Raw genomic sequence first — 13,560 nt, 5'->3', positions numbered from 1 at the left:
TTCTTAACAAAAAAAAGAAGCCCACACATTCATCGTGCGAGCTTCTTTGCAAAAGTACGATTTTATAAAGAGACTTGTGTCTCTTTCCTGCGGCTAATAGGCATGACGAGAAACAGAAACGAACTGACGGCCAGCAATTCCGCGATCCCGATGACGGTGCCCATAGGAGCTGCCGTCGTTCCGTCTCCAAGCCCGACAAGAGGGCTTGCGGCGGCGCCTAAGAGCAAAGGCAGCAAGCCTAGCAATGCAGATGCACTGCCTGAAGTATGGGCTTCCTGCTTCTGCATCGCCAGGGATGTTGTCGTTGCGCTAACCATCCCTACAGCAGAGACGATCAGGAACAGCATCGGCGCAATGAGAAACAGTCCGCCGCCAAGCCATGTAATGGCAAGCAGCGATGTGCCGCCAAAGGCTGCAATAAGAAGTCCCGTCGTCAGAAGTTTGGTTTCTCCTGTGCGGGAAGCCAATCTGCCGGTAATTTGGGAGAATAGTACGATACCAACCCCGTTAACGGCAAAGAATAGGCTGTACGTTTGAGGAGACACCCCGAAGATATCCTGCAGCACGAAGGGCGATCCCGAGATATAAGCGAACATCGCGGCCGATACGAACGCTTGGGAGAGCGCATATCCGATAAACACGCGATCCCGAACCAGCGTACCGAAGGTTTGAAAGGTTTGCCTGATCCCGCCGCTGGCTCTATTCTCCTTGTTCAACGTTTCCGGAAGACCAAACCATACGGCAAGCAGCATAAGCAATCCAATCAAAAACAGGACGACGAATACGCCGCGCCAAGATACAAAATTTAGAATAAAGGCTCCGAATACAGGAGCGATAATTGGAGCCAATCCGTTGATCAGCATCAGTAAAGTGAAAAATTTGGTCAGCTCCGAGCCGGTGTATAAATCCCGCACGACCGCCCTGGATATGACGATGCCGGCTGCTCCGCTGGCTCCCTGCACGAAGCGGAGCGCAACCAGAACCCAAATCGTCGGTGCAAATGCGCACAGTAAGGAGGTGACCGAATAAATAATCATAGATATGATCAGTGGTGCTTTTCTCCCCCGTATATCGCTGAGCGGCCCGGCTACGAGCTGTCCAAGCGCCAGGCCAAGCAAAAATGCCGTCAAGCTTAATTGGGCTAACGATGCCGGCGACCCTAAACTTTCCGAAAGTTTAGGCAGTGCAGGCAAATACATGTCAACGGAGAGCGGTCCAAATGCCGATAGGGATCCGAGAATCAAGGCAAACTGCAGCCTCTTTCCGCGAGTCAGGACCATGGCTGAACCGGTTTCTTTGGTGGAAATCGACATACTGACAGATACTTCCTTTCTCTTGCAACACATTGATGCATGGGTGATATGCTGCTGGCAATCCATCTTGATTGCTAAGCAACTATCCTATCATAGGTTATTTTTTTGGATATTACCAACCATTTTTACTAGGACAGGGGCATGCGCAAAGTAAACGTTGTGCCAATGCCCAGTTCGCTATGTACTGTAATTCTCCCGCCATGATCTTCTACAATTTTCTGACAGAGGGATAACCCGAGCCCCGTCCCTTCCTCCTTGGTCGTATAGAACGGATCGAAAATTTTGGCAAGATTTTCATCAGCGATCCCTTTGCCAGTATCCTCGATCTGAACAACGGCCATCCCCTCTTCTGCTTTAAGCGAGATTCGAACGGAACCGGTGTTTTCCATCGCCTGGAAGGAATTACGAATCAGATTGATCAGCACCTGGATGATCTTGTCCCGGTCCATCACGATTTGGATCGGCTCATCGCTTAAGTCGAGCAGAAACACATGTCCGTGCGAGGCCGCTTCGGATTCACATAAGGAGTAAACGCGCGTCATGCAGTCCGATAGGGACTCAACCCTCATATTGCTGGCATGGGGCTTAGAAAAATGTAAAAATTCAGCCGTCAGCTCCCCTACCCGCGTGATTTCCCCCATGATAACCTCATACCAGGGCTGTATATTATAACTTTGATTTTTGGAAAGCTGTATAAAGCCTTTAATCGAAGTCAGCGGATTGCGTATCTCGTGGGCCATTCCGGCAGCGAGCTCCCCCACCATCTTCATTTTTTCCGTACGGATCATCTCCTCCTGGCTTCTCATCCAGGAATTGCGGCGCATTTGAAAAATCCGGTCCTCCGCCGTGCTGATGATCTCCTGATACGTTAAAGCTTCATGCGGGTAGCAAGTAATGCTATACGTCACCTGTACGCCGATATGCTCAAAATTGAACATGGTGCTGTCGATGTTGACATGCTCCGGTAGCAGTACGGCAAAGCGGTCTCCCGCATAGCGCGAGGCGGCCAGCATGTCGTTCAGGAATAATCTCCGCAGAGCACGCGAGAATCTGATCAGTATCTCATTTGCCGTGGAAATGTCCTTTGCATTTAACGATTTAAAGTTGTTGATATCGAGCAGCACCAGCTGAAACGGCTTGTTCACCTCAATGAGCTGCTGGACTTTATGCAAATACCCGTCATAATTCAGAAGACCGGTTAATGCATCATGGTACGTTAAGTAATCATTCTGCTTATATAATTTCTTCTTCTCCGATTCCAGAAAGTTAACAAAGTGGAATGAAATCACAATCACAAAGGAAGCCAAACAATCAAACACGGAGACCAGAACATTGTATTTCGTTAACGGCACGTAAGTCAGACGGATTAAGGAATACTGAAGAATGATCAGGAAGCACAGCGGCATCGTTTCCTTATATCGTTCTTTGTTATGAATGGTATTAATGATCAGTATGTAATACAGGAGGATACACCAGTTTAATTGACTTACATAGTGAAACGCCCCAAGAAACAGAAAATGAACATAACGAAGCCATTCGTACTTTCGATCAAAAACAACGGATACGTACAACAAAGTTGCCGTGAGCAGCATCAAAGGAATGGACGTGTGATAACCGAGATAGACCGACGATACCATGATAAAAATCGATATCAAGGGAACAAATAGGAGCTTAAGGACTAAAAACGACAAAGCGAATCACTCCTAAATCGCTATTACTGGCGCATATTGAAGAAATCAACGAGGCAAGTTCCACCAAATATGGTACACCATATACATGCGTCTGAACAGCAGGAAAACATCACTTTCAACAAAGCCGCCCTTTATTTTTTCCTGAAAATGGCGTTATTCCTGCCGTCAATTGCTATTTTCAGCTAAATTTCCTCATAACGTATCGATAGAATCTGATCGGTTACCGGATGATACGAAACCGTGACATAGACGCCGAATTCAACGTTCCCTTTCTTAAGCCACAGTTTGAACTTCTCCTCCGCCAAAACACTGGATATCTTGGTTCTGCCCATATACAAATAATCCACGACGTCCATATTATATTTCCGCTTGGTTTCGGTGACGGCTAAGGTTCCCCACTTGGCATAGGCAGGCTCTCTTCTGTTCACGGCATGAATCAAAGACTGCGCAATATCGGTCAGTTCACGCTGTCCGATCTCTGTGGAAGCTCGATTTGCTGTAGTTATGAGATATTGCCAATCCGCCTTTTCAAATACCAACAGCTGCAGCGTATTGAGCGGACCCTTGTAGAATTTAGCGGTTGTCTGCTCCGTCAATTCTAATGCTTGAAACGATAGGTGTTCCAGCTGCTGTCTATTCTCAACGGGATATAACTCGATCCTGTAGTCGTTCTCGGGTTTAAATTCGTTTCGATAATGGATCTCCAAATGCTCGTCAAGTCCGGCATGCGTGCCATAACAACGACCATATTGATGCGTAAAAGCTACGGCAGGCACTTGCGGCGGGAGCTGGATTTCTCTGCCGAAACGCTTCTCGCAAGCCCTTATCGCCTCCTCTGCAAGCTCGGCACCGCTTTCAAAAATGGCTTGCTGAAACGAAAACTCCGAAGATTCCATAGTCGCCTGATCATTAACGGGTGTGACCACGAGCGACAAAATGCTAGCGAATAAAAGGGTGCCCAGCATGTTATTCCTCCTCCTAGAGATTGGCAGACTTGCCTGATCCTAAGATTCCCGCGGACGCTCTTCTTATTCCTGACTTGGGATTCGTTGGATAATTCCTTTGAAAAATACACACACTGTGACGGACTATGCATGAATCCGAGGTGAGTAAGCGTGGGGATGAAACAGATATTAAAATCTATTTTTTTGGTCACTCATGAGCATTCTGAATCCGGCACATCTCTATATAATCAACAGGATCCCCCCCCCCAGGAAGAGGTTTCGCTGACGCTGAAGCATGTTGCGGATCAGTTTGACGATTCGGCCGACTTTGTCCATAAGATCTATCTTCATGGGCGCCTTCATGTTATGTATTTCAGCCATTTGGTCAATGAGGATCGGCTGGAACGGGATCTGCTTCCTCCCATTTTGAATTCCGACAACCCGCTCGATTTGTTGACGGAGCAATCACAATATGAGCATGTAACGGATTCGAAAACCTATGTGGAAGGTATTCTAAGCGGTATGGCCGCGTTTTATTATGAAGATCAAGCTTTCATGATCGATGTTATTTTCCCGACATCCCGGACGGTGGCTGAATCCGAAACGGAATCCATCATTATCGGACCGCACGAAGCGTTTACCGAACAAGCCTATACGAATCTGTCTTTAATCCGGAAGAGAGTGCAAAGTTCTCATCTCAAGGTCATCAAACTTTCCGTCGGCGAAGTTACGAAATCGGATATCTATGTTCTGTATATCCAGGACATCGCGAATGAGAAATACGTCAAAGAAGTAATTAAGCGGGTCGAAGCTATAGAGATTGATGCCATTCACGATACAAACATGCTGATCCAGTGCATTGACGATGATCCGTACTCGATTTTTGCGCAATTTTTGACCTCAGAGCGGCCGGATACCATTGCCTCCAAGCTGGTTTCGGGACGAGTCGTTGGAATTATGGACGGAAGTCCCACTGCTTTTAGCGCGCCCGCCAACTTTTTTGAATTTTTCTCGTCTTCCGACGATTATTACCAGAGGTGGAGCATTGGTACGGCGACCTTGTTCCTAAGGTTTGCAGCCCTTTTGATAACGGTGACGTTGACAGCCCTATATGTCTCGGTTACCTCGTTTCACTATGAAATGATTCCCGAGAATCTGATCCTTACGCTGACGGAGTCCAGAAGCAAAGTGCCGTTTCCTCCCATTTTCGAAGCGCTGCTCATGGAGACGACGATCGAGCTGCTGCGGGAGGCCGGGGCCAGGCTGCCTACCAAGATTGGACAGACTATCGGTATCGTAGGCGGTATCGTCATCGGCCAGGCGGCAGTGCAAGCCGGATTAACCAGTAATATTCTGATCATCTCCGTCGCCTCTTCGGCCATCGCTTCCTTTGTCATCCCGAACTATGTTATGAGCGCATCTTTTCGCTTGTTCCGTTTCGGGCTTATCGTATTGGCCGGTTTGTGGGGGAATATGGGACTAGCGCTTGGCTTGGCCTATATGGTCATTCACTTAAGCGGCTTGACGAGTGTCGGCTCCTCCTATCTAACACCCATCGCACCATTCGAGCCGTATGACTGGAAAGACGTATTTCTAAGACTTCCCTTTTCCACATTGGCCAAGCGGCCTACCCAAGTCAAAGCCAAAAACAAGGTCAAATTAAAAATGAAAAGGTGAGGCAACTTTGAAGGAAAAACTATCCCAATTTCACACTGCGATCCTCATCTACATGATTCAAACGGGGGTCTACGTATTCAGCATTACGCAGGTGGAGGCCCAATATTTTGGTACAAACGGATGGCTCATTACGATCCCGGCATCCATCCTGGTCTGTCTGAACATTTATCAGATGTACTGGGTGTACCGGCTGGGCGAAGGACAGTCGATATTCGTCATTCTGGAGAAAAGCATTCCCAAGTTCATACTGGCCCCCTTCTATCTGGCGATCAGTACGGTATGGGCTTTGATCGGCTGCCTCGTCGCCAAGCAGTACGTGCTGATCTTTCAGATGTTTGCGTTCCCGACAACCAACCCGATGGTATTCAAGATAGCAATCGATGTCCTTGCTTTCATGCTGCTGACCAAGGGTTTGTACAATATCTCCAAAGCTTCCACGGTCTTTTTTTGGTGTACCATTTGGATGAGTTTGCTTCTGCTGTATTATGCAGGGGAATTTCGTATTGAAAGATTAACCCCCTATATATTTAAAGACAGTTCCAACATGTTGGAAGGAATCTTTCAAATCTATTTGGCATACCTAGGGTATGAGTTATGCTTACTGTTGTTTCCTTATACCGATAAGAAAACCAAATTGTTCAGGGCCGTCATCTACGGAAATTTGATACGTTCAGTATCCTATACCATCCTGGGTTTTGTTTCGTTTGGCGTGGTTGGCAGCGATATGCTGAAGGTCATGCTGTTCCCGTTACTGGATTTGCTGGCATATATCAAACTTCCGTTTATCGAGCGAATCGAGAATCTTTTTTACGGCTTCTTCCTGTTCACGACCCTCATTACGCTAGTGCTTTATTTCTGGGCAGCGGGCGAAAGCACCCAACGTGTCTTTCCAAAAATCAAGATGAATGTGCAGTATTTCTTTATCATTCTTGTAGCACTGCTGATATCCTACATACCCGCGGTATTGAACCGAATCCGGGAGTGGCTTCTGTTTCTGGGTTACATCCAAATCGGGTTTGCTTACATCATGCCATTGATACTAATTATGCTGCTGCTGTGGCAGCGCAGAAAAAGGCAGCGTGATGCGCAATGTTAAAAAAATATGCATGCTTGTTCCTACTCTTATGCATCCTTCCTCTAGCAGGCTGCGGCGATCAACGCATCCTGGAAGATCTGGGGTTCATCCAGACGACCAGTTATGACTTGCTGCAGGATGGTAATTTAGCGATATCGGTCTCCATTCCGCAAGCGGATCCGGAAACTGCCTCTAAGCGGGAAGTGCTGACGGCAACGGCCAAGAGCAGCAAAGAAGCGAAGATGATTATGTCCAGACAAACCGGCATGCTGCTGGTAAGCGGGCAATTGCGGAACGTCCTGTTCGGGCTTTCGATGGCGGAACAAGGGCTGCACGGACATCTGGATACCTTGTACAGGGATCCTTCCATATCGTCTCAAGTAAAAATAAGCGTGGTTGAAGGAAATGCCGGCGAACTGTTAATAGACGATTACAAGCAGCATCCGCGAACAGGGCGGTATATCGACATGCTGCTTGAAAAGGAGGCGCTCGGTCAGACCATCCCCAAGGTAACGCTGTTCAACTTTGCCAGGGATTATTTCGATCAGGGCGTAGATCCGGTTGCTCCGATAATTAAGAAGCATGACAAGAACTACATTACGACGAACGGAATTGCTTTATTTAAGGATGATCGCTATGTTGCTAAGATCGAGCCGCAGGATGCATTGATTTTTTCCTTTCTGAAGGGCAAGTTCAGAGAAGGTCAACTTAACATTGATCTGTCGGAGGATCCTAAGGACAAGAAAGAAGTCGTCATGTTCAGTTCATTGATCAGCTCACGAAAAGTCAAGGTCGTGCGCGGAGACCAGGGCATTGACAAAGTGATGTTTTACGTCAAGATTTCCGGGTCCGTTCTGGAATACATCGGCGATGCCAGGTTAAGCAATGACCGCGAGCGGCATGAGCTGGAGCAGCGGATCAGCCAATATATTACGAAAAAAGGAAATGCCATGATCTCGATCATGAAACAGCATCAGATAGACAGCCTCGGAATCGGCAGGTACGTCCGTAACCGGATTGGCTATGAGCAATGGAAAAAGATGGACTGGCGGCAAGAATTGCAAAAGCTGCAGGTCGAATGCGTGATTGACGTTCATATCAAAGATTACGGGAAATTTAGATAATACTTGGAAAGACCCCAATCGGGGTCTTTTTGTTGCCTAAAGAAATCGATTCCTTATGAGGTTTCGATAAAACTCGTGAGCTTAATGTTATGTTTCTTGACATTAATATTGACTATTTCTTTGTATAATGCTACATTTATCCAAAATAAACACCATTACGCAGCATGTCAGTCGATACCTAGCCTCATTTATGTTATGAATATTAACACATCTGAATGCAAAAGGAGTGGCTAAGATGCATTTAACTTACCAGGAAAGAGACAAATTAATGCTTTTTGTGGCAATGGAATTAGCGCAAAAACGATTAGCCCGCGGGTTGAAATTAAACTACCCGGAAGCGGCCGCACTCATTTCGGGTTTTGTTGTCGAAGGTGCTCGTGATGGTAAGTCCGTAGCCGAATTAATGGAGGAAGCCCGCCATGTGCTGTCAGCGGATCAAGTGATGGACGGCGTCGCCCATCTCCTCAGGGAAGTTCAAGTCGAAGCTACCTTTGTGGATGGCACCAAGCTGGTCAGCGTTCATGACCCGATTCAAGGCGCTCCGGCCCCTTCAGACATTGTTGCAGGTGAATACGACCTGCGAGACGAGCCGATTCAGCTGGTGCCGGATCGGCCACGCATTACGCGTGAGGTTACAAATAGCGGCGACCGTCCGATTCAAGTAGGATCGCACTTCCATTTTTACGAATGCAATCCCGCCTTGTTATTCGACCGGAACGGAACGCAAGGATACAGGCTCGATATCGCCTCCGGTTTATCGGCAAGATTCGAGCCCGGGGAAATCACGAAGGTGACGCTTGTTCAAATTGGCGGGAGCCAGGAAATTCATGGTTTTGCAGGTCTGACGAACGGAAAAACCAATGGGATGGTGAGCTTATGACAACAATCGACCGCGCGACCTATGCCAGCATGTATGGACCTACGACAGGGGATCGGGTCAGGCTTGCCGACACCTCCCTCTGGCTTGAGATTGAGAGGGATTATACCGTTTATGGGGATGAATGCGTCTTCGGCGGCGGTAAAGTGATACGTGACGGCATGGGACAGCATCCGCTCGCGACCCGAGCGGAAGGGGCACTGGATCTGGTCATTACGAATGCCATCATTGTGGATACCTGGGGAATCGTGAAAGCGGACATCGGGATTAAGGACGGGTACATCAGCGGCATCGGAAAAGCAGGTAATCCGCTTATGATGGATGGTGTCACCGACGGCATGATCATCGGCGTGGGCACGGAAGTCATCTCCGGAGAGAACTTGATCGTAACGGCCGGCGGCGTGGATTCGCATGTGCATTTCATCAGTCCGCAGCAAGTCGAAATCGCGCTCCAGAGCGGGATCACTACATTCGTTGGCGGAGGCACCGGTCCCGCAACGGGCACATTGGCAACCAATTGTACGTCGGGGGTATGGAATCTGCAGCGAATGCTGCAAGCGACCGATGCACTGCCGATCAATATGGTTTTTCTGGGACGGGGAAACAGCAGTCGTCCGGAAGCGCTGGCCGAACAAGTCCATGCCGGGGCGGCTGGACTCAAAATCCACGAAGATTGGGGCAGCACGCCCTACGTTATCGACAAGTGCCTGAGCGTTGCCGAAGAACTGGATGTGCAGGTCAACATCCATACCGACACGTTGAACGAAGCCGGTTATGTTGAAGACAGCCTGCGCTCCTTTAACGACCGGGCGATTCATACCTACCATACCGAAGGTGCGGGAGGCGGTCATGCGCCGGATCTGCTGCGGGTTGCCTCCATGCCGAATGTCCTCCCCTCCTCGACCAGTCCGACCATGCCATATACGGTGAATACGGTTGACGAGCATCTGGATATGCTGATGATCTGCCATCATCTGGATCCGCGTATTCCCGAGGATGTTGCCTTCGCCGCGTCACGGATTCGTGCGGAGACGATCGGGGCGGAAGATATTTTGCATGACATCGGAGCGATCAGCATGACCAGTTCCGATTCGCAGGCAATGGGAAGGGTTGGTGAGGTCGCTATCCGTACATGGCAAACGGCCGACAAAATGAAACAGCAGCGCGGTCCGCTCGGGCCGGATTCCAAATCGGACAATTTCCGCATCAAGCGCTATATCGCCAAATATACCATTAACCCGGCCATGACCCATGGGATATCCGATTATGTCGGTTCCGTCGAGGTAGGAAAAATGGCCGATCTCGTACTTTGGAAACCGGCCTTCTTCGGAGCTAAACCGGAGATCGTGCTGAAGAGCGGCATGATTGTCCATGCCGTCATGGGAGATCCCAACGCTTCCATCGCTACACCGCAGCCGTATATGTATCGGCCGATGTTCGGCAGCTATGGCGGCGCTCAGGCAGCGCTAAGCGCCACCTTCGTTTCCCAAGCCTCCCTGCAATTAGGGACGCTGGATCCATTAGGATTGCGTAAGCAGCTCCTGCCTGTAAGGAACTGCCGAACCGTAAGAAAGGCGGATCTTGTCCACAATGGGGAGACGCCGGAAATCATGGTCGATCCGGCGACCTATGCCGTAACCGTTAACGGCGAGAAGCTGACAAGCGCCCCATCGTCTCATCTGCCGTTATCCCAGCGCTATTTCCTGGTATAATGGCCAAAGATCCATGCAAGCGTAATTAAGGATCCCTCTTATAATCCACATTTAAACGAACAACCATGAGCAGCTCGGCTTGCCGCTCATGGTTGTTCGTTTTATTCATAGCTTCTCAGCAGTGCATGCGAGCATGCCGTCTGAAGATCCCTCCAGCAGCGATTGATTTCGGAATCTTCCATGGCAGCAGATAAACCGAACAGCGGAAACAGCTGCTGGCCGCAGAATAACGCAGCTTGGGCTGTTTCGATGCTTTGGGCCGTTACATGTGCCTCCGTGGCATCCGATAAGGCACCGTTAGCCATCAGCTCTGCCCACGACGCTTCTACCCACTTATAAAAATCAGCGATCGATAGATGCAATGCCGATTTATTCTCATTCAGCTTGCCGATCACATGGGAGGAACTCCCCCGCTTGACCGCAAGCGATTCCGCAGCTTCAAGGAAATGCTCCGCGATCCCGACTGCAACACCGGCAAAGGATACTTGAGCAAACGGAAGGAATGGATAGCGATATATCGGCTCGTCCTCATACCCTTTCGTTTCCGAAAGCGAGAATGTCATCTCATCCGGAACGAATGCCTCTACAGCGGATATGGTGTGGCTCCCTGTTGCCCGAAGGCCAAAGGCATTCCAATCCTGCTGGATTTCGATCTGGTCAGGATTCATGATAAAGGACCGGATCTCGGGTTCGCCCTGATCTGCAGTCGGCTCGCCAGGGGCATCTTGTAGCGTGGAACCCTTTTCAACAACTGCGTTGGCCGTAAAGGTCGTGGCATAAGTAGACCCGCTGCAATACTTCCAGCTGCCAGTCACGATATAACCGCCGTCCACCTGTCTGGCGGTACCTGTCGGCATGCCGCTGCCCGCAATCACCGCTTCACGGCGCGCAAACACCCGGCGGCTGATATCCGAGCTCATCAGTGCGGCAAAGAATCCTCCGCCTGCTCCAATCGCAACCATCCATCCCAGGTTGCCGTCGATTCGGGCACTTTCTTGGAAGAAACGCGTTGCATCCGGCAGAGGGGTCATCCTTCCTTCCAGCTCGTCGGGAACAAACAGGTGAAACAAACGATGATCATATATGGTTTTCAGCACGTCGGGAGTTACTTGTCTATGCTTATCCATCCCAAGCGCTTGTTCTCTTATGGTTTGAATCTCTTGCTCCGTAAATAACATGTCTCCACCGCTTTCCGTGATCATTTCTCTTTCAGAATGATCGTCTGCTCTTTATGAAATCATAATCTATGAATTTATTAATCTATTCTTTAGGAGCCGTTTCATCGATCTGAATTAACGCCTTTTCCAGGGAGCGCATCAAAGACACTCGTTGTATCCTATGATCCTCATAAGTGCTCAACAGGTGATCGATTTCAGTTTGCATGCTGCCCTTTATGGCATCCGAGCCGAACAATTCAGACAATCCTAGGCTTTCTGCATCTAACTGCCGCAATTCCTCCATGAAGCCTGTCTCCGTAAGATTCATTTCCATCATCTCACTTAACAGCGACTTCAGCTTCGCAGCCTTAGCCAGGCGTTGTTCATGACTCCACCGCTCCTTTGGACTCGATGTATCCACAAGCGAGACGCTATAGTGCCGCATGGCATCCAACTCGCCGGAGTAAGCTAAAGCACCTCTCTGAATCAGATGACGTATGCGGTACTCGATGAAAAAGTCGGAAACGGTTAATTCCCCCTGTCCGATGACCTCGCCAATAACCCGAGCGGATTTCTTGAAGAATCCATGCCTGGCTTCAAGGCGGTATACGGTTTTCAGAATTTCTTCATCGTAGTAAGATTCTGGAACGGTACACAGCATATCACCTTGAAGCACCCGAAGGAACCCGCCTTCGCTCAAAAGGCGCTCCCAGTCTGCGCGATAGCCAGCCTGCTCTTGCAGCGACAATGGGACCGGCTCGGCTGCGTCCAGAACATGCTGAAGCTGATTCGCGTTCATTTCAAATGTTCCTTTGAACCATTGATTTGGATTTTGCTGATGAAGCACGCTTGTCGCATTCACCAATCTCACCTCAGAATGGTCCGGCATTAAGGACAGCAGTCTTCGCAGGCCCAGCTGTTCCGCCGCGGAATCGCCAGCCCAGATCAGGCATGGGGTCTCTTTCATCTGCTGAGGCCAGGTTAGCCACGCGAACGCTGCCTGCAGCATCGTTAATTTCCTATCTTCCGCATGCGCGGTGCTATAACATTCCTCAAACCACTGCTTTCGGGCGGAGAACGAACGGGCGAAAGCATGATCGTTCGGAAGCGGTCCGGCCATGAGATTATCGCCTAATGTCACTACGATTTCACCGGGTTTCGACAGCAGCATGATCTTGAGCGATCCTGCCGTCGACTCATCAAAGGCAATATGGATTCGCGATACGTTTCCGCGATGAATCGGCGATTCCCGCAGGTAGGCTTCATTCCCCATCGCCCATTCTTTATCGAACGCCTCTAGGAAGAGCTCAAGACTTTGATGCTTACCATCTGCAAGCAGCTTGGCCGATTCGGTATTCATCCGGTCCTTCAGCTTCAAGAGCTTTTCAGAGAAATGGTTAATGGCCGTGCTCTTTCCCTTTCGATATTCCTCCAGGGTCATATGCTCGCGGAGTGGAACAGATGGATCGTACATACTCTGTCCTTTCCATCCGGAATATGCGAAAGTACGAGCCATTCCGATAACCCCCATCGCATCAAGCCGATCCGCATCTTGGACAATTTGGCCTTCCAGCGTTTGCATAGCACTCCCTGTTCCGCCTGAGAATGACATCGTACCGATGATCCCCAGCACATGCTCCTGATCAGATGCTTCTACGCCGGCTTGTTTCAACCAATGGCGAACCCGATCGTAACCTGCTTCTTTTGATTCGTTCAATTTCTCGTCGGCTACGTCATGGAGGACTGCCGATAACTCACATATGTATGCGTTGGCGCCTTCAAGATGAGCCAGTATCCGGGCGATGCGGGTGACACGCTGAACGTGCCACCAGTCGTGGCCGCTTGCATCCCCTTCGTGTACGGCGCGAGCAAAGTCTTGGGCTTGCCGAATGATATGACTCTGAGTCGATTTCATTTGATTCTACATCTCCTATCCCGGGTTCCGGTCTATAAGCTCTATTATTCCCGATTTACCTAAACGCCGCAACAT

General features: G+C 49.4%; 10 protein-coding genes. 5 read left to right on the top strand and 5 right to left on the bottom strand.

Annotation, left to right across the window (positions count from 1 at the left end):
* Positions 1-62: 62 nt before the first annotated feature.
* From MHI43_RS15110 to MHI43_RS15100, 3 genes are all read right to left on the bottom strand, one after another.
* A complete protein-coding gene (locus tag MHI43_RS15110; RefSeq protein ID WP_036663077.1) occupies positions 63-1,313 on the bottom strand; it encodes a multidrug effflux MFS transporter in 1,251 nt (416 codons plus the stop codon).
* 128 nt (positions 1,314-1,441) lie between these two features.
* Positions 1,442-3,004 carry an ATP-binding protein gene (locus tag MHI43_RS15105; protein WP_036663078.1) on the bottom strand — a complete coding sequence of 521 codons (1,563 nt, stop codon included), beginning with the start codon at positions 3,002-3,004 and terminating at the stop codon, positions 1,442-1,444.
* Between the two features lie 182 nt (positions 3,005-3,186).
* The gene (locus MHI43_RS15100) at positions 3,187-3,969 is read right to left on the bottom strand and encodes a DUF3889 domain-containing protein (RefSeq protein WP_036663079.1); all 783 of its coding nucleotides are present in this window, start codon (positions 3,967-3,969) and stop codon (positions 3,187-3,189) included.
* Positions 3,970-4,125: 156 nt separating this feature from the next.
* On the opposite strand from MHI43_RS15100, the gene MHI43_RS15095 reads away from it, so the two are divergent.
* From MHI43_RS15095 to ureC, 5 genes are all read left to right on the top strand, one after another.
* On the top strand, positions 4,126-5,625 hold the full coding sequence (locus tag MHI43_RS15095; protein ID WP_235201794.1) for a spore germination protein: 1,500 nt from the start codon (positions 4,126-4,128) through the stop codon (positions 5,623-5,625).
* 7 nt (positions 5,626-5,632) lie between these two features.
* On the top strand, positions 5,633-6,721 hold the full coding sequence (locus tag MHI43_RS15090) for a GerAB/ArcD/ProY family transporter (protein WP_015735189.1): 1,089 nt from the start codon (positions 5,633-5,635) through the stop codon (positions 6,719-6,721).
* Positions 6,715-7,824 carry a Ger(x)C family spore germination protein gene (locus MHI43_RS15085; protein WP_036663082.1) on the top strand — a complete coding sequence of 370 codons (1,110 nt, stop codon included), beginning with the start codon at positions 6,715-6,717 and terminating at the stop codon, positions 7,822-7,824. Before MHI43_RS15090 ends, MHI43_RS15085 begins: the two co-directional genes overlap by 7 nt.
* A gap of 235 nt (positions 7,825-8,059) precedes the next feature.
* Complete coding sequence (gene ureA, locus MHI43_RS15080) at positions 8,060-8,704, top strand: urease subunit gamma (protein WP_051425359.1); 645 nt, start codon at positions 8,060-8,062, stop codon at positions 8,702-8,704.
* Positions 8,701-10,413 carry an urease subunit alpha gene (ureC, locus tag MHI43_RS15075; protein ID WP_036663083.1) on the top strand — a complete coding sequence of 571 codons (1,713 nt, stop codon included), beginning with the start codon at positions 8,701-8,703 and terminating at the stop codon, positions 10,411-10,413. Before ureA ends, ureC begins: the two co-directional genes overlap by 4 nt.
* A 101-nt stretch (positions 10,414-10,514) precedes the next feature.
* On the opposite strand, the gene MHI43_RS15070 is transcribed toward ureC, so the two are convergent.
* The gene (locus MHI43_RS15070; RefSeq protein WP_036663084.1) at positions 10,515-11,615 is read right to left on the bottom strand and encodes an acyl-CoA dehydrogenase; all 1,101 of its coding nucleotides are present in this window, start codon (positions 11,613-11,615) and stop codon (positions 10,515-10,517) included.
* A 58-nt stretch (positions 11,616-11,673) separates the two neighbouring features.
* Positions 11,674-13,485, bottom strand: coding sequence for a DUF3658 domain-containing protein (locus MHI43_RS15065; RefSeq protein WP_036663086.1), 1,812 nt, complete (start codon positions 13,483-13,485; stop codon positions 11,674-11,676).
* Positions 13,486-13,560: the final 75 nt, after the last annotated feature.

The sequence above is a fragment of the Paenibacillus sp. FSL H8-0457 genome (genome assembly GCF_038051935.1).
GTDB classification, from domain to species: domain Bacteria; phylum Bacillota; class Bacilli; order Paenibacillales; family Paenibacillaceae; genus Paenibacillus_AQ; species Paenibacillus_AQ lautus_A.
Note: the sequence above shows the minus strand (reverse complement) of the source record. Positions and strands in the feature narration are given on the sequence as shown.